The 21,654-nt window shown below is 54.9% G+C and carries 15 protein-coding genes and 1 tRNA gene; 6 read left to right on the plus strand and 10 right to left on the minus strand.

Annotated features, from left to right (window positions below; translation table 11 throughout):
- Positions 1-363: 363 nt before the first annotated feature.
- The 3 genes from Q1K76_RS03160 to Q1K76_RS03170 all read left to right on the plus strand — a co-directional run bounded on the left by Q1K76_RS03160 (position 364) and on the right by Q1K76_RS03170 (position 4,541).
- Complete coding sequence (locus Q1K76_RS03160; RefSeq protein WP_087408634.1) at positions 364-1,968, plus strand: CTP synthase; 1,605 nt, start codon at positions 364-366, stop codon at positions 1,966-1,968.
- A 26-nt stretch (positions 1,969-1,994) separates the two neighbouring features.
- Positions 1,995-3,893, plus strand: coding sequence for a membrane protein insertase YidC (yidC, locus tag Q1K76_RS03165; protein ID WP_087408633.1), 1,899 nt, complete (start codon positions 1,995-1,997; stop codon positions 3,891-3,893).
- Between the two features lie 102 nt (positions 3,894-3,995).
- Positions 3,996-4,541, plus strand: a complete 546-nt coding sequence (locus Q1K76_RS03170; RefSeq protein WP_300130992.1) for a hypothetical protein — start codon at positions 3,996-3,998, stop codon at positions 4,539-4,541.
- An 8-nt stretch (positions 4,542-4,549) separates the two neighbouring features.
- On the opposite strand, the gene Q1K76_RS03175 is transcribed toward Q1K76_RS03170, so the two are convergent.
- The 6 genes from Q1K76_RS03175 to ilvD form a co-directional block, all read right to left on the minus strand.
- Positions 4,550-6,460, minus strand: coding sequence for a glycerophosphodiester phosphodiesterase family protein (locus Q1K76_RS03175; RefSeq protein WP_300130994.1), 1,911 nt, complete (start codon positions 6,458-6,460; stop codon positions 4,550-4,552).
- A 261-nt stretch (positions 6,461-6,721) separates the two neighbouring features.
- A complete protein-coding gene (ilvC, locus tag Q1K76_RS03180; protein WP_087408630.1) occupies positions 6,722-7,768 on the minus strand; it encodes a ketol-acid reductoisomerase in 1,047 nt (348 codons plus the stop codon).
- A 34-nt stretch (positions 7,769-7,802) separates the two neighbouring features.
- Positions 7,803-8,567: an acyl-ACP thioesterase domain-containing protein gene (locus Q1K76_RS03185; RefSeq protein ID WP_300130997.1), complete on the minus strand. Its 765-nt coding sequence runs from the start codon at positions 8,565-8,567 to the stop codon at positions 7,803-7,805.
- Complete coding sequence (ilvN, locus tag Q1K76_RS03190; RefSeq protein WP_087408668.1) at positions 8,564-9,109, minus strand: acetolactate synthase small subunit; 546 nt, start codon at positions 9,107-9,109, stop codon at positions 8,564-8,566. Before ilvN ends, Q1K76_RS03185 begins: the two co-directional genes overlap by 4 nt.
- Before the next feature lie 4 nt (positions 9,110-9,113).
- Positions 9,114-10,826 carry a biosynthetic-type acetolactate synthase large subunit gene (ilvB, locus tag Q1K76_RS03195; RefSeq protein WP_087408628.1) on the minus strand — a complete coding sequence of 571 codons (1,713 nt, stop codon included), beginning with the start codon at positions 10,824-10,826 and terminating at the stop codon, positions 9,114-9,116.
- A 28-nt stretch (positions 10,827-10,854) separates the two neighbouring features.
- Positions 10,855-12,681, minus strand: coding sequence for a dihydroxy-acid dehydratase (gene ilvD, locus Q1K76_RS03200; RefSeq protein ID WP_300131000.1), 1,827 nt, complete (start codon positions 12,679-12,681; stop codon positions 10,855-10,857).
- A gap of 478 nt (positions 12,682-13,159) precedes the next feature.
- On the opposite strand from ilvD, the gene Q1K76_RS03205 reads away from it, so the two are divergent.
- Both Q1K76_RS03205 and Q1K76_RS03210 read left to right on the plus strand, forming a co-directional pair.
- Positions 13,160-15,463 carry a BamA/TamA family outer membrane protein gene (locus Q1K76_RS03205; RefSeq protein ID WP_300131002.1) on the plus strand — a complete coding sequence of 768 codons (2,304 nt, stop codon included), beginning with the start codon at positions 13,160-13,162 and terminating at the stop codon, positions 15,461-15,463.
- 96 nt (positions 15,464-15,559) lie between these two features.
- A tRNA-Arg gene (locus Q1K76_RS03210) sits at positions 15,560-15,633 on the plus strand.
- Positions 15,634-15,889: 256 nt separating this feature from the next.
- On the opposite strand, the gene Q1K76_RS03215 is transcribed toward Q1K76_RS03210, so the two are convergent.
- Both Q1K76_RS03215 and Q1K76_RS03220 read right to left on the minus strand, forming a co-directional pair.
- Positions 15,890-16,372 carry a GtrA family protein gene (locus Q1K76_RS03215; RefSeq protein WP_241147826.1) on the minus strand — a complete coding sequence of 161 codons (483 nt, stop codon included), beginning with the start codon at positions 16,370-16,372 and terminating at the stop codon, positions 15,890-15,892.
- A gap of 19 nt (positions 16,373-16,391) precedes the next feature.
- On the minus strand, positions 16,392-17,009 hold the full coding sequence (locus Q1K76_RS03220) for a CDP-alcohol phosphatidyltransferase family protein (protein WP_298663238.1): 618 nt from the start codon (positions 17,007-17,009) through the stop codon (positions 16,392-16,394).
- Between the two features lie 507 nt (positions 17,010-17,516).
- On the opposite strand from Q1K76_RS03220, the gene Q1K76_RS03225 reads away from it, so the two are divergent.
- Positions 17,517-18,518: a malate dehydrogenase gene (locus Q1K76_RS03225; RefSeq protein ID WP_087408624.1), complete on the plus strand. Its 1,002-nt coding sequence runs from the start codon at positions 17,517-17,519 to the stop codon at positions 18,516-18,518.
- A 116-nt stretch (positions 18,519-18,634) separates the two neighbouring features.
- Here the strand turns inward: Q1K76_RS03225 and Q1K76_RS03230 are convergent, their stop codons facing one another.
- Positions 18,635-20,038 (minus strand): arylsulfatase, encoded by a 1,404-nt coding sequence (locus tag Q1K76_RS03230; RefSeq protein ID WP_300131006.1) that lies wholly within the window; start codon positions 20,036-20,038, stop codon positions 18,635-18,637.
- A 17-nt stretch (positions 20,039-20,055) separates the two neighbouring features.
- Positions 20,056-21,636: a GEVED domain-containing protein gene (locus Q1K76_RS03235; RefSeq protein ID WP_206422483.1), complete on the minus strand. Its 1,581-nt coding sequence runs from the start codon at positions 21,634-21,636 to the stop codon at positions 20,056-20,058.
- Positions 21,637-21,654: the final 18 nt, after the last annotated feature.

A 21,654-nucleotide genomic window follows, 5' to 3' on the forward strand; every position in this document is an offset into this window, starting at 1 on the left:
TGAGCGACAAGCAAAAATGCTAGCATTATTTGCTTGGCCGAACCGCCATCTTTCTTCGTGTAACAAAGATAGTGAAAGGTGAGAGCAGAAAAAATAAGCTCGCTTGATTTTTTATGCCGAACCGAATCCTATTTTATGAAAAGATAGCAAAAGGAGAGCGCAGAGACAAAAGAAAACGTAGTTTTCAATTTTGATTTTGCCGAACCGCGCCTGTCTATCCAAAGATAGCGAAAAGCGTGCGGAGTGGCAAAAAGGAAACCGGGTTTTCTCATCTGCAAATAATTCTCCGGTACATTATGCAGGTATGTAGATTATTTTTCTTAATTTTGTGCCCCGTAGTGTAAATACATAAAACCATATTTTATCGTGGAAACTAAATATATATTCGTTACGGGAGGTGTAACCTCGTCGTTGGGAAAAGGTATTATTTCGGCCTCTTTGGCCCGGTTGCTTTTGGCTCGTGGATATAAGGTGACGATTCAGAAATTCGACCCCTATATCAACATCGACCCGGGTACGCTGAACCCTTATGAACATGGAGAATGTTATGTGACGGTCGACGGCCATGAAGCCGACTTGGACCTGGGCCACTACGAGCGGTTCACCAATACGCCCACGACCCGGGCCAACAACATCACGACCGGCCGCATCTATCAGAATGTGATCGACAAGGAACGCCGTGGCGATTATTTAGGAAAAACGGTACAAATCATTCCGCACATCACCGACGAAATCAAACGCAACATCAAGTTGCTGGGCTCGAAAAACCAGTTCGACTTTGTGATTACCGAAATCGGCGGTACGGTGGGCGACATCGAGTCGTTGCCCTATCTCGAGAGCGTGCGTCAGTTGCGTTGGGAGTTGGGCAAGAACTGTGTGTGCATACACCTCACCTATGTGCCCTATATCGCTGCTGCCAAAGAGTTGAAGACCAAACCTACCCAGCACTCGGTAAAACAGTTGCAGGAGGTAGGTATCCAGCCCGATATTCTGGTGCTGCGTACCGAGCACGACCTTTCGCTGAACCTGCGCAAGAAGGTGGCCCTCTTCTGTAATGTAGACCCGGCTGCCGTCATCCAGTCGATCGATGTACCCACGATTTACGAAGTGCCTTTGAAGATGCACCAGCAGCATCTCGACGAGCTCGTGCTCACCAAGACCGGCCTGCCCATCAATGGCGAGCCCCATTTGGAGCCGTGGATGAACTTCCTCCACCGCATGAAAAATGCCACCGAAACGGTTCGTATCGGTCTGGTGGGTAAGTATGTCGAGTTGCCCGATGCCTACAAGTCCATCAACGAGTCGCTCTTCCAGGCCGCTACCTACAACGACCGCAAGCTCGATTTGCAATACATCCACTCCGAGAAGCTGAACAGCGGCAATGTCGACGCCATGCTCTCGTCGCTCGACGGTGTGATTATCGCTCCGGGGTTCGGACAACGCGGTATCGAAGGCAAGTTCGTAGCCCTCAAGTATGCCCGTGAGCACGATATACCTACCTTTGGTATCTGCCTGGGTATGCAGTGCATGGTCATCGAGTATGCCCGCGACGTGATGGGGCTGACCGATGCCAACTCGACCGAGATGGATGTAACCACCAAACACAACGTCATCGACCTGATGGAGGAGCAGAAGAGCATCACCAACATGGGCGGAACCATGCGTCTGGGTGCCTACGACTGCGTGCTGGCCGAGGATTCGATTGCCGCCAAGGCCTATGGTACCACTCACATCCGTGAGCGTCACCGCCACCGTTTCGAGTTCAACAACGAGTATCGCCAGGCCTTCGAGGATGCCGGCATGCGTTGTGTGGGCGAAAACCCCGAAACTCACCTGGTCGAGGTGGTCGAGGTTCCCTCGTTACGCTGGTATGTAGGTGTGCAATATCACCCCGAGTACAACAGCACCGTGCTCAATCCCAATCCCATTTTCGTCGATTTCATCAAAGCCGCAATCTCGAAAAAATAAATTTTTAGTAATCTCAAAACCGAAGAATGGACAAGAACACGATTTTAGGTCTTGTACTGATGGTAGTGGTCGTGCTGCTCTTCTCGTGGTGGATGCAGCCATCGCCCGAGCAGTTGGAAGCTCAACGTCGGTACAACGACTCTATTGCTGCCGTCGAGGCAGAACGTATGGCCGAGGCCGCTGAGGCAGCCGCTCCGGCTCAAACCGATACCCTCTCGCCCGAGATGGCCGACTCGCTCAAGCAGGCCGGTCTGGTGGCTCAGTTTGGCGAATTTGCTCCCTGTGCCGAGGGTACCGAAGAGTTTACGACTCTCTCGAACAACAAGGTGACCCTGAAGTTTTCGAACAAGGGCGGCCGCCTCTACGAGGCCGTGCTCAACGATTATATGGCCTACGACTCGACGCAGGTGACTCTCTTCACCGGCAACGAAAACGACTATGGCTTCATCGTGCGCACCAATGCCCGGGTAATCGATACCCGCGACCTCTACTTCGAGCCGGTAGTCAACGACAGTACCGTAGACATGACGCTGACACTGGCCAACGGCAGCCGGCTGGGTATCCGCTACACCTTGCCCGAAGACAGCTATATGCTCAAGATGGACATCTGGCAGAAGGATATGGACCGGGTCATCCCCTCGAGCGTGGTCTACTGGGATTTCATCTGGGACCAGACGATGCGTCGTCAGGAGCAGGGACGTATGTTCGAGGAGCGTAACAGTGCCCTCTATTACAAGTTTGCCGGCGACGACGTAGAGCACCTGAGCGAATCGGGCAGCGACGACGAGAAGGCGACCACCAGTCTCAAATGGATCGGTTTCAAAAACCAGTTCTTCTCGACCGCCTTCATTGCTGACGGCAAGTTCAACGACGGAGCCTTCACTTCGGAGTCTTTCAAAGAGGGTAAGTACCTGAAGCGTTTCCACGCCGAGAGCACCATCGACTACGACTCGAAAGAGCCGCAGGTGGCCGGTTTCAACATCTTCCTGGGACCCAACTCGTACCCCCTGTTGTCGTCGTATGACGACGGCCGTTCGGGCGACCAGACCCTCGACCTCGACAAACTCGTGCCGCTGGGCTACAAGTTCTTCCGCTGGATCAACACCCTTATCGTCATCCCGGTCTTCACCTTCCTCGGCAAGTTCTTCAGCAACTACGGTGTCATCATTCTGTTGTTGACGATTTTCATCAAACTCGTCCTCTTCCCCTTCACCTACAAGTCGTACAAGTCGCAGGCCCGCATGCGGGTACTGGCTCCGCAAATCAAGGAGATTAACGACAAGTACCCGGGGCAGGAGAATGCCATGGAGCGTCAGCGACTCACGATGGACCTGTACAGCAAGGCGGGTGTCAACCCCATGGGTGGCTGTCTGCCGCTGCTGTTGCAGATGCCTATCCTCATTGCCATGTTCACCTTCTTCCCCTCGTCTATCGAGCTGCGAGGTGAATCGTTCCTGTGGGCCAAAGACCTTTCGACCTACGATGCCATCGTAAGTTGGGATACCTACATACCGCTCATCACGCCTTACTTCGGCAACCACATCAGCCTTTTCTGTCTGTTGATGACCATCACCAACTTGATTTATACCAAAATCAACATGCAGAACACGGCCGGCCAACAACAGATGCCCGGTATGAAATTCATGATGTACCTCATGCCCATCATGTTCCTGGTATTCTTCAACAACTATTCGGCCGGTTTGAGCTACTACTACTTCCTCTCGTTGTTGATTACCATTATTCAAACCTACGCTTTCCGTAAGTGTATCAACGAAGAGAAGGTATTGGCCGAGCTGAAAGAGAACCAGAAGAAGCCCCGTAAGAAGAGCGGTTTCATGGCTCGCCTCGAAGAGGCTCAACGCCAGCAGCAGGCTGCCCTGCGCGAGCAACAGAAACAACGTGCCAAACAGCAACGTCGCCGTTAAGCCGTTTTAGATATTTTATATGAGAGAGGCGCTCTCCCGAGTAGGGGGCGCCTCTTTTTTTTCGTTATGACTATTGAAGTATAGTATAGAATAGCCATGCGATTGAAAAAGTTCATTTGTCTCTTTACCACAGTTTTGAGCCTTTCGCCGCTTGCGGCGCAAGAGGTTGTCTCCAACCATTCGGTTTCGGTCGAACTGGCCGGATTGATGTATGCCTATGAGTGCCCGCTGGGCGACCGGTTTTCGCTCGTGACCCGGGTCGGAACTCAGGCCGGCATCCAATATGCGTCGTATAGCAGCTTTTGGGGCGAGCGGGAACACCGCTGGAGCGTGGGCCTCTATCCGGTCTTCTCGGTGGAACCGCGCTACTATTACAACCTCTCGAAACGCTACGAGGCCGGGAAAAATGCGCTCAAGAACAGCGGCGGATTCCTCTCCTGCAATCTGCAATACGATCTGCCGCCCTATTATCGCCGGCATGTCGATAACTCGGGAGGTTTCGTGATGACTCCATTTTGGGGATTCCGTCGGGTGTGGTACCGTCACCTGCTGTTTGAACTGGGCGGGGGGCTGAACCTCGCCTCGACCGATTTCAAGAGCGTGTCGGTAGGCCCGGCCTTCAACGTGCGGCTGGGGTATCTTTTTTAGTCAGTCATTTACAGACATACTTTGACAGCCTGGCCCGAGGTGACTACGATATAGGTTTGCCCGGGTTGGGAGTTTGTTATTGTTGTGCAGCCGCTCTCTGCCACCGTGCTTTGGATAAGCCGTCCCTTGAGGTCATATACGGCAATGGATTGGCCCGGAGCGACACCCTCGACCTGAATAAGATTGTTGCTGGCAAAGATGCGGATTCCGTCGTCTGTTGCCGGCTCTACGGTCGAGGCGCCCCGCCGGTAAATCTTGTAGGCCGCCATGCCGTTGTTGGGTGCCAGCAAGTAGACGATGGCATAGTCGTCGACATACTCCACGCACAGCGGGGTGGTGAGGTTGGCATTGGCTCCACGTCCCATGGCCGGGGTGGTGTTGCCGATAACAGTAGCTTGTGCCAGTCCGCCGGTGATGTTGAATACTTTGAGAATGCCTACCTTATTCTCGGCCGAGACGAAAATCTCTTTCCCGCCTAATGTGAAGCATACGGCACTCGAAGCATCGGTGGCCGGTCTCTCTTCGCCGAACTCACCGATTACTTCGCCGTTGAGGTTGTAGAGTTTGCGGGGGCAGTATTGTCCGGTGATGAAGAACGAACTCGCATCGCGGATGACCGCTTGCGAAGCGGGGGCCGTCATGCCGTGACCCGGTATGACGCGAGGCTCGCCAAACGTACCGTTGGCAAAGGGTATGATAGCTGCCATTCCCGAGTTCCCGGCTGTGGCCAGATAGCCCCCTTCGGCCGAATAGAAGGCTCCGGTGGCAGCCAGATAGTCGGCCTCGCCCAATCCCGGTACGGGCAGGGCAAACTGTTGTACGATGCTTCCCTGTTCCCGGTCGCACTGTGCGATATAAAGTGTATCGGAATTGCCACCGGTACCACCCAGCAGCATGGCTCCGTCGTCGGTAATGGCCAGTCCGCTCATCTTGCGGCCCGAAAGTCCGGTGTCGTGTTCTGCGATGAGGGAGCCGTCGGTTCCGTCGACTACCACGAAGCGGCCCGTCTCGCGGTTGGGTATGTAGAGTCTCCCCTCATAAACACCCATTGCGTTTTGTCCTTCGGTCGTGAGGTAGGAGAGTTCGCTTTTCCGTTTCGACCAGAGCGACGAAATACCCACCGAGATGTCGGCCGTGATGTCCGATAGCTTGAAGTAGTCGGTCGTCATCATGTCGCACCCGTAGTCGTAGTAGGTGAGGAAGTTGCTCTCCGAGTTGACGGTCCACACGTTTACCTTCAGTCCCGCATCGTGAAACTGCTTGACGGCCTTCTCGTCGAAATAGCCTATTTGTATGTCTACGTCGAATCCCTGTTCGACACACCAGTCGAAGTGGTTGGCCCAGTATTGGCCGGTGAGGAATTGTATCTGTATCTCGGAGTAGTTGCTGCGAATGTATTCGAGGCATCCTCTCATCGACGAGAGTATCACCGCCTTCTCGGCAAGACCCTTTTCCCGGATGAGGCCGATGAGACCGGGTATCTTTGAAAAGTCGTTGTTGCCCGATTCGTTGGAGTGTATGCCGGTGCACCATTTCAGTTCGATTACGGGGAAGCAGTCGTACTGGTTGCAGATGTCGAGATACTCGGCCAGCGTGCAGAGTCGGCCGGTATAGGCCACCCCGCCGCGGGTCTGGCTCAACTCCAACTCCTGAAGCGAGGCGAGGGTAGAGCCCTCGATCGAGACCGAATGGCCCAGGCGAGACAAATCGTCGTCGTGCGAGATTACATATTCGCCGTCGGCCGTAATCTTGATGTCACACTCCAGGCCGTCGTATCCGGCCCGGGCTCCGTTGACAAAGGCTTCGGCCGTGTTTTCCACGCCCCAATAGCTGCCCCGGTGGCCCACCAGTTGCGGCTGGGCCTGCAACAGGCTCGGGGTCAGAGCCAGGCAGGAGAGGGCGATGAGAATCTTTTTCATGGAATGCAGGTTTTTTGGTTTGTTCAAAAATAATAAAATTTTTATATACAATATTAAAAAGCCGGGTAAGTCTTCTTACACACCCCGGGGATGGTCGAGTTACGTTTGTATGTGGCTATGGAGGATGTTACGGAATAAATGGTCGGCCGGGTGCACATCGTTCTAGGAAAGATGCCGAATGGTGGAAAAAACGAGAGAGGCCTCCGTTCCCAGCCGGGAATACGGAGGCCTCTCGCTATATAAACTAAACCTATGGCTCGATCAGTTGTTTTCGGGGCGCAGTTTGCGCACGGTAACACCGGCTTGCCACATTTCGCTGTCGCGCAACTCCTTCAGCTCCTTGTTCAACCCTTCGCGGTATCCCTCCTTGCTGTTGGCGTCGATCGAGCGTTGAGCCTCGTTACCCTTGGCTACCTCGTCATACAGCTCTTCGAATACCGGTTTGGTGGCGTCGCGGAAACGCTTCCACCAGTCGAGGGCTCCCCGTTGGGCCGTGGTCGAGCAGTTGGCATACATCCAGTCCATACCGTTCTCGGCGATGAGGGGCATGAGCGACTGGGTAAGCTCCTCGACGGTTTCGTTGAAGGCTTCCGAGGGGCTGTGACCGTGAGCCCGCAGGGTGTCGTACTGGGCGGCAAAAATACCCTGGATGGCCCCCATGAGGGTACCGCGCTCGCCGGTGAGGTCGGAGTAAACCTCGCGTTTGAAGGTGGTCTCGAACAGATAGCCCGAGCCGACCCCGATACCCAGAGCCAATACTTTCTCCTTGGCGTGCCCGGTCGCATCCTGGAATACGGCGTAGCTCGAGTTGAGGCCGCGGCCTTGCAGGAACATGCGGCGCAGACTCGTACCCGACCCCTTGGGGGCTACCAGTACCACGTCGACATCGGCGGGAGGCACGATGCCTGTACGCTCTTTGTAGGTGATGGCAAAGCCGTGCGAGAAGTAGAGCGTCTTGCCCGGCGTGAGGTGTTTTTTCACCTGCGGCCACACCTCGATTTGTGCGGCGTCGGAGAGCAGGTATTCGATAATCGTACCCCGTTTGCAAGCCTCTTCGATTTCGAAGAGCGTTTCGCCGGGTACCCAGCCGTCGGCTACCGCCTTGTCCCAGGTCTTGGAATTTTTACGCTGGCCCACAATTACCTTGAAGCCGTTGTCGCGCAGGTTCATGCTCTGTCCCGGGCCCTGCACGCCATACCCGATAACGGCGATTGTCTCGTTCTTGAGTACTTCTCTTGCTTTCTCCAAAGGAAACTCTTCGCGGGTAACTACGTTCTCGTCAACACCGCCAAAATTCATGATTGCCATGTTCTTTTACGTTTTGAGGTTATGGAATTTGTATTTATCTGTTTTCAAAAATGATTCGTCCTTTGCAATAGACGGTCTGGTCGTTGCGTATCTCGAGGGCGAAGTTGTCGGGCGCCTCCTCGGCTTTGAGCAGTTGCAGCGGGGTGCCGTAACGGGCCTCGTTGGCATAGCTGATTTCGAAGCGGTGCACCTGCTGGCGGTCGTAGCGCTCGAGGTCGAAGAGGTCGAGCAGATGCTCGATATACTTCACGCTGTTGACGTGCCGGTTGAGGTCGATGTCGATGTATCCCACGCGATGCGTGGCGGGATGGTCGTCGTGCACGTCGCGCACTCGCGACTGCTTGTCGATGGGGCAGGGACGGTCGGTGATGTTGCGGGCGATGTAGTCGAGCTGGCTGAGGTCGACCGATGCCCGGGTCTCCAGGTCGATTACCACCCATATCGTGCGGGCATAGCCGCAGGGGGTTCCGTCGGCCCCGTAGATGGCAAAGTTGCGCGACGAGAAGTGCTTGTTGTACCCCTCGATCCAAGTCTCGAGCGTGTAGCTCTTGTGGATGCGCGGGTAGCGGGTCATCTCGATACTCAGTCGCGAGAGTACCCACACTTGCCGCTGTTTGATGAGGTCGCTGTACCCGATGCCCCACGATTCGGCATGCAGCGTGGCTACCTCGAGTATCCGCTTCACCAGCAGGGGCAAGGGCAGCTCCTGTTGGGCATTGGCCTCGGCCGGTTCTACCGTATAGCTGTGGGTGTAGACCGGCTGGACGGGCGATTCCGAAAGTGCTTGATTCTCTTTCATAGTTGGTTCTGGCGATATTGTTGTTCTTGTAAAAACAGGCTTACGTGCTCGACCGTCGATTTGGTGATGGCCACGCGGCCCGACCGCACGAACTGCATCACCTCGTAGCGGCTCAGCTCCTCGAAGAGGGCTTGGGTTTCGTCGGTATGCCCCGATTTCTCGATGACCGTGTAGGTACGGTTCACCTCCAGGATGCGGGCGTTGTGTTTCCGTATCAGCTCCTCGATACGGCTGTCGTCGAGCAGTTTGTCGGTAGGCACCTTGTAGAGGGCCACCTCTTGGAACACGATTTCGTCGTCGGTGTAGAAGAAGGCCCGCAGCACGTCGATGCGTTTCTCGATCTGCTTGACCAGTTTCTCCATCGTTTCGCGGTCGCTGTATGTGGTGATGGTGAACTTGTGTATTCCCTCGGCGGCCGAGGCCGATACCGACAGGCTCTCGATGTTGAGCTGTCGACGGGTGAAGATAATCGAGATTTGGTTGAGCAGACCCACCTGATTCTCGGAGTAGACGGTTACGGTATATAATGTTTTGTCTGTCATATCGTTATTCATATTTTTCGGTAGCGTTGAGCATGATGTGGGTTACACAGGCTCCGGCGGGAGTCATGGGGAATACCATACCGTCGGGGTCTATTTGTACGTCGAGCAGGTAGGAGCCGCGGTGAGAGAGCATCCGTTCGATGGCATCGTCGAGCTCCTCGCGGGTGGCTACCCGTTCGCCGTCTATGCCGTAGGCTGCGGCTATCATTGTAAAGTCGGGGTTGAGCATGGGGGTCTCGGAGTAGCGGTGGTCGAAGAAGAGGGCCTGCCACTGCCGCACCATGCCCAGAAAGTTGTTGTTGAGGATGATGATTTTCACATCGATGCCGTATTGCATGATGGTGCCCAGTTCCTGGATGGTCATCTGTATGCCCCCGTCGCCGGTAAAGAAGCAGACGGTGCGGTCGGGGTTGCCTATCTTGGCGCCGATGGCTGCCGGCAGACCGAATCCCATCGTGCCCAGACCGCCCGAGGTGACGAGGCTGCGCGGGTGCTTGAACCGGTAGTAGCGGGCCGACAGCATCTGATTCTGGCCCACGTCGGTTACCAGAATGCTCTCGTTGCCGGTCGCCTCCGATACCTTGCGGGCCACCTCGCCCATGTTCATGAGCGGCTTTTGCGGGTGTATCTCGGGCTCGATGACCTTGACGCGCTCCGCCTCTTCGCAGGGGACAAACGACTCGAGCCACTCGGTGTGTCGGGCCGGTTCCACCTTCGGGAGCAGGGCCTGCAGCACGGCCCGGGCGTCGCCCAGTACCGACACGTCGCACTTCACGTTTTTGTTGAACTCCGAGGGGTCTATGTCGATGTGGATGATACGGGCCTGTCGGGCATACTGGTTCACGTCGCCCGTTACCCGGTCGTCGAAGCGCATGCCTATGGCGATGAGCAGGTCGCATTCGTTGGTCTTGATATTGGCGGCCACGCTGCCGTGCATGCCCAGCATGCCCTTGTAGAGCGGGTGGTCGGTGGGGATGGCCGAGAGGCCCAGCAGGGTGCAGCCCACGGGAATGTCGGCCTTTTCGGCCAGAGCGGCCAGTTCGGCTTCGGCCTGGGCGATAATCACGCCCTGTCCGGCCAGGATAAGGGGTTTGCGGGCCTGGTTGATGAGGCGGGCGGCTTCATCGATTTCGGCCGGCTTGATGGCCGGGTAGGGGTTGTAGCTGCGGATGAACTGGCAGGGCTGGTAGTCGAAGTCGGTCAATCCCGTCTGGGCATCTTTGGCGAAGTCGAGCACTACCGGGCCGGGGCGTCCGTTGCCGGCAATGTAGAAGGCGCGGGCCACGGCCCAGGCAATCTCGTCGCTGCGGCGTATCTGGTAGCTCCATTTGGTGACCGGCTGGGTGATGCCCACCACGTCGGTCTCCTGGAAGGCGTCGGAGCCCAGCAGCGACGAACCTACCTGCCCCGTGATGACGATGAGCGGCGTGCTGTCCATCATGGCATCCGACAGGCCGGTGATGATGTTGGTCGCCGCCGGTCCCGAGGTGACCAGCACGACACCCGTCTTGCCCGATACCCGGGCGTAGCCCTGGGCGGCGTGGGTGGCGCCCTGCTCGTGGCGCACGAGTATGTGGTTTATCTGGTCGCGATAGTCGTAAAGTACGTCGAATACCGGCATGATGGCTCCGCCCGGATACCCGAAAATATATTCTGTCTGTTCTGCAATCAAGGCTCTGATGAGTGCTTCTGCTCCGCGTATTTTTTCTGTTGCCATAATCGTTTCGTAGATTTTAGAGGGGGGATTAGATGAGTCGAACGGCACCTTTGTCGGCCGAGCTGACCAGGGCCGCATAGGCCTGCAGGGCTTTCGATACGGTGCGTTGCCGTTGCCGGGGGGTGAAGGCCGCCTGGCCTCGCGCCAGCTCTTCGGCGCGCCGCCGTTCCAGTTCGGCATCGTCGACCAGCAGCTCGATGCTTCGGTTGGGGATGTCTATCTCGATGAGGTCGCCGTCGCGTACGAGACCAATATTGCCTCCCGCCGCAGCCTCGGGCGAAATGTGGCCGATCGACAGTCCCGAGGTGCCGCCCGAGAAGCGTCCGTCGGTAATGAGGGCGCAGGCTCTGCCCAGGTGTTTCGACTTGATGTAGGAGGTGGGGTAGAGCATCTCCTGCATGCCGGGGCCACCCTTGGGGCCTTCGTAGGTAATCACCACCACGTCGCCGCTTTCGACCCGACCGCCGAGTATCCCTTCGCAAGCCTCTTCCTGCGACTCGAATACTTTGGCCCGGCCCTTGAAGTGGAATATCTTTTCGTCGACACCGGCCGTCTTGACGATGCAGCCGTCCCGGGCGATGTTGCCGAAGAGCACGGCCAGGCCGCCGTCTTTGACATAGGCGTGCTCGAAGTCACGAATACAACCCGTGCTGCGGTCGGTATCGAGGTTGTTGTAGTAGTTCTCTTGCGAGCCCAGTACCAGGTTGAAGCGGTTGCCCGGTGCGCTGTGCCACACCTGTTTGGCCTTGGTCGGACATACGCCGCCACGTATGGCATAGGCTTCGATGGCCTCGGCCAGCGTGTGGCGGTCGACCCGGTGCACCGAGGTATCGATGAGTCCCTCGTCGGCCAGGATAGCCAGAATCGAGAGGATACCGCCGGCCCGGTTCACATCCTGTATGTGGTAGTGTGAGTTGGGGGCCACCTTGCAGAGTACCGGCGACTTGCGCGACAGCCGGTCGATGTCGCTTATCGTGAAGTCGACACCCGCCTCGCGGGCGATGGCCAGCAGGTGCAGCACGGTGTTGGTCGAGCCGCCCATGGCGATGTCGAGCGTCATGGCGTTGAGGAAGGCCGCGCGGGTAGCTATCGAGCGGGGCAGCACGCTCTCGTCGCCGTCGCGGTAGTAGGCCTGGCAGTTTTCGACAATCTGTCGGGCCGCTTCGACGAAGAGCCGTTCGCGGTTGCGGTGCGTGGCCACGATGGTGCCGTTGCCCGGAAGGGCTAGCCCGATGGCTTCGTTGAGGCAGTTCATGGAGTTGGCGGTAAACATGCCCGAGCAGGAGCCGCAGGTGGGGCAAGCCGCATGTTCCACGCGGCGCACCTGCTCGTCGTCGATGCTCTCGTCGGCCGATTCGACCATGGCGTCGATCAGGTCGAGGCCCCGTCCGTCGAGGTGTCCGGCCTCCATGGGACCGCCCGATACGAAGAGGGTGGGGATATTCAGCCGCATGGCAGCCATGAGCATGCCCGGCGTTATCTTGTCGCAGTTGCTGATGCACACCATGGCGTCGGCCTTGTGTGCGTTGACCATGTACTCCACGCTGTCGGCGATGAGGTCGCGCGAGGGGAGCGAATAGAGCATGCCGTCGTGTCCCATGGCTATACCGTCGTCGATGGCGATGGTGTTGAATTCGGCGGCAAAGCACCCCAGTTTCTCAATCTCCTTTTTGACCGTCTGTCCGATTTCGTGCAGGTGTACATGCCCCGGGACAAACTGGGTGAACGAGTTGACTATGGCAATGATGGGGCGTCCCATCTGCTCGGCCTTCATACCGTTGGCCCGCCACAGGGCCCGGGCTCCGGCCATTCGCCTGCCGGCCGTACTGGTTGTGCTTCGTAACTGATGTTTCATCGTATCTACTGTTTACAAAAAAAAGAAAAACCTTTCCGCGCAGGTGGAAAGGTTTTACAATTACTCTTGATTGTTTATAACTATGAATTGAAGTAACTACATACGCCTTTCCACCTTACCGACTCACGACAATAAGTTCGCTAATAATAATCGATAGAGAAATGACATGTAGTATCATAATCATCATGCTGTGTGATTAAATGGTATTGCAAATGTAAAACTCTTTCGTGAAATAAGCAAAAGTTTTGAAAGAAAATTTGTGGTTGAAATTTAATTTTGCTTTTGTTTTGCTTGTTTTTGCAACAAGAAGATATATAATAATGTGTCTTTGCCAAAACTCCTCAACCGGAGTGTAGCCCTCGGTTGTGCATCTCGCCGGCAAATAGAGGGGATTTGAAAAAATAAAGTGTATATTTGCAGTGCCTTATTACGATAACGAGATAGGTATAAAATCCATATAATTCGGGGAACCTTGAGAATGCGACGTTTCATAACAGCCTGTGGAGTAGCCATCGCCTGTGGGGTGTTGGTGGCGTGCAGTCCTACCCGTCATGTCCCCGACGGCAGCTATCTGCTCGACCATGTGAAGATAGAGACCGATGCGAAGGAGGTGAAACCCTCGGATCTGAAGTCGTATCTGCGACAGGAGCCCAACCACCGGATGTTCGGCCTGTTTCGTTTCACGCTGGGGCTCTACAACCTCTCGGGCAACGACTCGACCAAGTGGTTCAACCGCTGGGTGAGAAATGCCGGAACCCCGCCCGTCATCTACGACCCGATGCTGATGGAGAACTCGCGCCTGCAGATGGAGAAGGCGATGTTCAACAAGGGCTATATGTCTGCCCGGGTCGAGGCCGATACCACTTCGCGAGGCAAGCGCATGGATGTGGTCTATCGCGTGTCGGCCAATACGCCGCACTATATAGCCAATGTCGATTATCACATTGCCAACGATACTCTGTCGCGGCTGATCGAGCGGCGGTTCTCGAACCATTCGCTCTTGAAGAAGGGCGACAACTTCGACCGGAACGTGCTCGACGAGGAGCGGCAGCGCATCTCCGACATCTTGCGGCGCGACGGTTTCTATGCCTTCAACAAGGAGCTCATCACCTATACGGCCGATACCGCCGACCACTCCAAGGCGGTGAACCTGACGCTGAACATACGGCCCGATTCGATGGTCAACACGTCGGGTTATCGACCTTACGAGCGCTACTACATGCGCAAAATCTATTTCGTGCTCTCCTACGACCCTACGGCTACCGATGCTATCGATGTCTCCAACGCCGGGGAGTACAAAAACTACTATTTCATCGAGGGCGATCACCCCTATATACGTCGCGAGACACTGGTCGAAAACTGCTTTATCCGGCCGGGGCTCCTCTTCAGCAGCCGCGATGTCGACAACACCTATACCGCTTTCGGCCGGTTGCACATTGTCAAGTATGTCAATATCCGTTTCGAATCGGCCGGTCGAAGTGTCGAGGGGCGTAACGAGCTCGACTGCTATATTCTGCTCAGCGAGGACAAGCCTCAGTCGGTTTCGCTCGAGGTCGAGGGTACCAATTCGGAGGGAGACCTGGGGTTTGCCGTGGGGGCCACCTACGAGCACCGCAACATCTTCAAGGGTTCCGAGACCTTTTCGACCAAGGTGCGCGGGGCCTACGAGAGTCTCTCGGGCGACTTGAGCGGACTCATCAACGACCGCTACACCGAGCTGGGGGGCGAGGTGGGCATCACCTACCCGAAGTTTCTCTTTCCCTTTCTGCGCACCGATTTCCGTCGGCGCATGAAGGCCAGCACCGAGTACAGCGTGAACTTCAACTTCCAGCAGCGGCCCGAGTATACCCGTGTCATCTGGGGCACGGCCTGGAAATACAAGTGGACGACCAATCGCGGATTCTTCCGCCACAACTACGACCTGCTGGATATAAACTACGTCTATCTGCCCCACAAGACCGACGACTTCCTCGAGACCATCGCCCCCGACAACCCGCTGTTGCGGTATAGTTACGAGGATCACTTCATCATGCGCATGGGGTATACCTTCTATTGTTCGAACCTGAACCCCTCCAATCCCGTGCAGCGTCGCACCAACGTCTATACGCTGCGGGCTGCCGGGGAGGTGGCCGGCAACGTGCTCAACGCCTTTTCGCGGCTCACCTCGAAGTCGCAGCCGACCGACGGTTACAAGATATTCGGCATCCGCTATTCGCAGTATGCCAAGTTCGATTTCGATTACAGCTTTACCCACCTGATCGATGACCGCAACTCGGTGGCTTTTCACGTGGGGGGCGGTATCGGTATTCCGTACGGCAACTCCGATATTCTGCCTTTTGAGAAACGCTACTACTCGGGTGGTGCCAACAGTGTGCGGGGGTGGTCGGTGCGTACGTTGGGTCCCGGTAGCTATAATGGCAACAACCTGGTGTCGGAGTTTATCAACCAGTGCGGCGACATCCGGCTCGACATGAATCTCGAGTATCGGGCCAAACTTTTCTGGAAAGTCGAGTTAGGCGCCTTTATCGATGCCGGCAACATCTGGACCATTCGCAACTACGAGGCGCAGCCCGGCGGGCAGTTCCGGCTCGACTCGTTCTATAAAGAGATTGCGTTGGCCTATGGTCTGGGCATTCGTCTCGACTTCAGCTACTTCCTCTTGCGGTTCGACTTGGGTATGAAAGCCTATAACCCGGCTGCTGGACAGGAGCATTGGGCCATTGCTTCGCAGAATTTCAAGCGCGACTCGGCCTTTCACTTCACGGTGGGGTATCCCTTCTGATGCACGGGCTTGGGGGTGTAGCTAAAAAAAGTAGATTCTTATATTTGGAATATCGCGAAATATCCCTAACTTTGCAGCACTTTTCTATGAAAGGTCGGTTGAGTAGCTCAGCTGGATAGAGCAACAGCCTTCTAAGCTGTGGGTCTTGGGTTCGAATCCCAACTCAATCACCTCAAGGGAGCAAGCATTTCGTTTGCTCCCTTTTTTTATGGCCCAATCTTCAAAGCCCCCGGGTGGCAGGCTGGTATTGCCTGTACAAGGGGTTTGGCATCGCATTCGGGCGATATGTTCAATCGGGAATAGAAGTAGTGGGGTAATGTGCTTTTTCGTGAGGCGTATGTATAGCGCATGCAGCGGCCATTGATAGGTGTGCCGGTTGCCGTTACGTGTGGGGTGTTGTGTTTGATAAGAGGCGTAGAGTGGCGGTTATGCGCCCAGCGAGTCACACTCGTCGCTGCCACCGCCCACGCTGCCCACTTTTACCTGTTTGCTCGACTTGAATACCAACATGTCGGCCACCAGGTAGTTGAATACACCCGAGATGAGCAGGGCGGCGAGATTACAGTAGACTACATTCCACTCGAATATCTTCTGGAAGATGAGAAGGAATACCATCTTGATCAGGAATCCTGCACCCGACGAAAGATTGAATACCAGGAATCTGAGGCAGAAATCGCGTGTGGAGCGATGTCCCAGACGACTTTTCCAAATCCAGAAGTAGGAGCACATGAAGTTGCTCAGTACGGCAAATTCGAAGCTGATGGTGGGTGAGAGTATGTATTTGCCGAAATAGCTGGTGAATATGAAGTGGTCGCATATCCATAGCACGAAGGTGTCGACCCCTGTACCAAACAGGCGGCTGACCACGAATTGCAGATAGATGCGTAGTTTCAATATTCCGGCTTTCACGACCTTTTCGCTTCGTTACTTATTTCTGGAAGGGTTTCAACGGGTCTTGCTGCGACAGGGCGCGGCGGTCGGTTACGAATTGCACGAGCCAGGCGATGAAGAGGAAGCAGGCGATGAAGAGGCCGGCTACATCGAACAAGCCCAGTGTCTGGCCGCCGATAGTCCATTTGATATCTTCGAGCGAAGTATATATGAATATGGTGTTAATCAAGATGATAACCAGTCGCAATTCGGTGGGGCCCAGTTTACCGTAGGTAAGCAGGAATTTGCCTTTGACGATGGTCGAGATATAGGTATAAATCGAGAGCACCAGATAACCGGCCAGTACCAGCATGGCTACATCGAGGCGGAACATCGGCGACAAACCGGCACCGATACACATGATGCAGATGGTGATGGCATCGAGCGAGTGGTCGATAAAGAATCCGTAGACCGGGCGTTGCGTATTGCGCACACGTGCCAGCGTGCCGTCGAGGCTGTCGCCGTACCAGTTGATGAACAGACCCAGTGACGAAAGCCACAAGTAATTCTTATCGATATGTGCCAGTATAAAACCGACTGCGCAGATGACTGCACCCAGCAGACCCGTATAGGTGAGGAAGTCCGACGTAACCCACGAGGGCTGACGTTGAGCCAACCAAACTAATGCTTTTTTCTCTGCTGCATTGAGCAGAGAGGTCTGAATCCTTTCTGATGTTTCTTTCCCCATATCCTAAATTTTGTACAAAAGTACAGATTATTTGGAAAACCGAGTAAAAAAAATCCATGAATTTACGGGGGTGTGTAAAAGATTTGAAATTTCTGTTTCGGTTCGGTGAAGCTCTCTGGCAAGGCTTTTGTCAATTTAGGACCAAAGTCCCTTGTCATCGGCATTCTGTGAGATTCTGGCTAATCGTTTTTATATGAGAAGATTATCGTTTCGGCGGTTTGGGCATGCGGCAAGCAATAACCTTTTGTTATGGAAAGTAAAAAAGAATGATAATCAAAATCGGGTTTTACTTGTTATCTTTGTTACACGAATAAAGGATACACTTGGCATAGTCAAACTGGAAAACTTCGGTTTTCTTTTGCTTCTGCACGGCTCTTTACCTATATTCGTCATGTAGTTCAAATACGAAATACAGAACTTAAAATAAAAACGATTATGGAATTTTTGACAAACGAGAAATTGACGATCGTCGGCGCAGCCGGCATGATCGGTTCGAACATGGCTCAAACGGCCTTGATGATGCACTTGACTCCCAATGTATGTTTGTACGACCCGTATGCTCCGGCTCTCGAAGGGGTAGCCGAGGAGTTGCGTCACTGTGCTTTCAAAGGGGTGAACCTGACCTATACGAGCGATGTGAAAGAGGCTCTTACGGGTGCTGCTTACGTGGTATCGTCGGGTGGTGCTGCCCGTAAAGCCGGTATGACTCGTGAAGACTTGCTCAAGGGTAATGCCGAGATTGCTGCCGAATTTGGTAAAAACCTGCGTGCCTATTGCCCCGATGTGAAACATGTTGTCGTTATCTTCAACCCGGCCGATATTACGGGCCTCATCGTTCTGCTCTATTCGGGTCTGAAACCTTCGCAGGTATCGACGCTTGCCGCTCTCGACAGCACCCGTCTGCAAAGCGAACTGGCCAAATATTTCCATGCCGTTGCCGACGAAATCGAGAATTGCCGTACCTATGGCGGTCATGGCGAGCAGATGGCTGTCTTTGCCTCGACGACCAAGGTGAAGGGTACGCCGCTCACCGACCTGATCGGTACCGACAAGTTGCCTGCCGAAGATTGGGAGAAGATTCGCCATCAGGTAGTACAAGGCGGTAAACACATTATCGACCTGCGTGGTCGCTCGTCGTTCCAGAGCCCGGCTTACCTCTCGATCGAGATGATTGCCGCCGCCATGGGTGGAAATCCCTTTACCTGGCCGGCCGGTGTGTACCTCTCGGAAGGGAAGTTCAACCACATCCTCATGGCCATGGAGACGATTATCGACCGCAACGGCGTTCACTACAACCCCGTTTACGGTACGCCCGAGGAGGAGAAGGAACTGGAGAACAGTTACAAACACTTGTGCGAACTGCGCGACGAAGTGATTGAAATGGGTATTATCCCGCCCATCGCCGAGTGGCACAAGCTCAATGCCAACATCGACTGATTGCCGGTTTGAGAGAGATAGCCCCGTGTGAGGGGCAAAAACAGAATAGCGGTCTCGAGAATGAACTCGAGGCCGCTATCTGTTTTTATCAAATTGAAGAGGTGTGTTGTGTACCTTTAGCGTCCGAAGTTGAATATCGTGGACGGCGTGTGTTCACGGTCCATGATGACCTTCAGTTCCTCTACCTTGTCGGGGTAGGTGTTGGCCAGGTTATTGTCTTCGTGGGGATCTTCGTCGATGTTGTAGAGCTCGTGGGTAGGATTGCCGTTCTTGATATTCTGGCGTATCAGTTTCCATTCACCGGCTCTCACGGCCTGGCGTCCGTTCTCTTCGTGAAATTCCCAATAGAGGAACTCATGCTGTTGTTGCTCGCCTTTACCGGTGAGGGTAGGGAGTATCGACAAGCCGTCCATGGCCTCGTCGCGCCAGTTGGGACTTTCGCCCAACAGTTCGACGAAGGTTGGCATCATATCCCAGCCGGCAGCCATCAGGTCGGTAATCGAACCGGGTTGAATGGTTCCGGGCCAATAAGCGATGTAGGGTACACGCATACCGCCCTCGTACAAGGCGCGTTTCAATCCTCTTAGCCGCTCTTCGGTGTTGAAGAATGTGGGGTCGGCACCGCCTTCGTTGTGAGGGCCGTTGTCGCTGGTGAAGATGAAGAGGGTCTTCTCGGCGATACCCAGCTCTTCGAGTTTGTCGATGATTTGGCCTACATAGGTATCGAGGCGGGTAATCATGGCAGCGAACTGGGTGCGCGGGTCGGTCGCCGTTCCGTAGTCTCCGTCGCTATACCAGGGTTTGGGCTCCTGGAATTTGCCTTTATACATGTCCACAATGCTGTCTTGCGGCTGGCGCAGCTCGGCATGCGGGATGGTATAGGTGAAGTAGCCGAAGAAGGCTTTATCCTTGTTGTCTTCGATGAACTTCATGGCATGCTCGTGGATGGCATCCTGCGAGTAGCGCCCGTTTTGATACTCCTTGGTCTTGTTGTTCCACAGATATTCGGGGTAGTAGGAGTGGGCCTTGCGCTGGCAGTTGTAGCCGTAGAACACGTCGAAGCCCATGTCGTTGGCTTCGCCACCAGAGCCGGGATAGCCCATGCCCCATTTGCCGAAGCAGCCGGTTACATACCCGTTTTTTTGGAACAAGTTGCCCAAGGTCTCTACGTTCGGGTCGAGCGGTTCCTGCCCTTCGGGCTGAATCTCTTTATTGCCACGGATTTTGGTGTGGCCTGTGTGTTGGCCGGTCATCAACGAGGCTCGCGAGGGGGCACTCACGGCGGTGCTGGCGTAGAATTGGGTGAAGGTCATACCCTGGTTGACGAGCCGGTTGAGGTTGGGAGTCGAAATCATTTGCTGGCCATAGGCCTCGATGTCGCTGTATCCCATGTCGTCGCAGAGCAGGTAGATGACGTTCGGACGTTCGGTCGTGGCTACGGCATCTCTTTCTTGGGCAAAGCACATGCCTGAGGTGAGGAGCAGGCCGCTGGCCGGATATATAAATTTACTGGTATTCATGTTGGTATGTTTGATATTTAGAGTTTGCTGTCGAGAAGTTTGAGTGAGGTGGTCTTTCCTGTTTCCGATTCGATGACTACGATGATGAATCGCTCGGAGTATCGCAGGTCGCCTTCGAAGGTGGTATCGGTTGCCAGATAGTCGCCCAGCAACTGTCCCGAGAGGCTGATGACTCTCACCCGGTTGCGGCCGTCGAGACCGGTTACCGTGAGGTGTCCGTCGTAGAGCCGGGCCCGAGGAGCTACGCTTTGGGTTTCATCGTCGATAGCGGTGGGTGTTTTGATTGACACCTTGTAGAAATACCAGCCCGACCCGGTACCGATACCGGCATTGTACAGCACTACGCTCCACACGCCGTCCTTGGCATTGAGCAGGTAGGAGTTGTCGCCTTCGTATTTGATCGAATAGCTGCCGTTGGCGTTTCCGCTGGGGGCGATTTCAAACCGGTTGCCGGTAGCCGAAGCCGTGAAGTTTACAGTCTCGAGCACTTTCGATCCCGATATGCGCAGGTCGGTGCCACGGTTTACAATATACACCTGATTGTTGCCGGCGTCTTCGAGCCGCCACAGGAACTTGTCGGTTTGGTTGGCCGGCTTCTCTACGCGCAATTCGGTGGTATAGTCGCCTCCGATGTTGGTGTCGTATGCAATATAACGCTCTTTGCGGGTTTCGGAGGTGTGGGCATTCATAATCTGATACCAAATGGGATTCTCGGCCGTGCTCACCTCGGGGGTAGCCAGTTGGGGAACAGCCGCTTCGAATACGGCGATGAGGCTCGTACTCTTGCTCACGGTAAAGGTGTAGACTGCCTCTTCGCTCACGATTTCGCCGCCTTCTTGCCAGCCTTTGAAGTCAATCACGGTTTCAGACTCTTCGTTGATAACGGCCTTGACGGTAACCTGGCTGCCGATTTCGTAGCGGCCGGCTTCGTTTGGTGCTGTTTCGATAAGAGCCGTTCCCAATTCGTTGTTGTTCGAGGTTACGCTGATGAAGCAGTCGGTACGGTCCGAAGCCTCCATCACATAGACTACGAAGTCGTATATGCGTCCCGAAATCGAGGCATCGGCCGACGAGGGGGTGGACGATTCGACTCTTATCCGCACGCGGGTCTTACCCAATGCAGCCGTCTCGGGGATGGTGATGGGTTGCACGAAACTGCGGGTCGAGGCGTTTACTTGTGCCGTTTGCGACTCTTTTTCATATATACCGTTGCGGTCCCAGTCGGTATAAGCCGTGATTACGTAGCTCGACGGGTCGACCGACATCGTGGCATTGAGTTCGAAACTTTCGCCGGCAATCAGCAGCGAAGTCTCTTTCGATACGATTGTAAAGTAGCTGCTTGGGGCACTCGATTTGACATATCCCAGCGGATAGATAATGGCATTGCCCGAGGTGGTAGCCGAGGTGATGTATCCGCCATTGGCCGAGCCTGCCGGCATTTGGTAGATGGGGCTGTTTTCGCTGATGCGTCCCAGACGGACCATTGTTTCGAAAGGATCCGACGTGATGTAGCTGTCGGCTGTCGTATCGGCTGCCGCTATCGGTAAGGCCGAGGCTACAAGAGGAATGATGAATAGGGATTTGAAAAATTTGTTCATGAGGAGTTTCTTTAATTT

The sequence above is a fragment of the uncultured Barnesiella sp. genome, assembly GCF_946496565.1.
In the GTDB taxonomy this organism is placed as follows: Bacteria; Bacteroidota; Bacteroidia; order Bacteroidales; family Barnesiellaceae; genus Barnesiella; species Barnesiella merdigallinarum.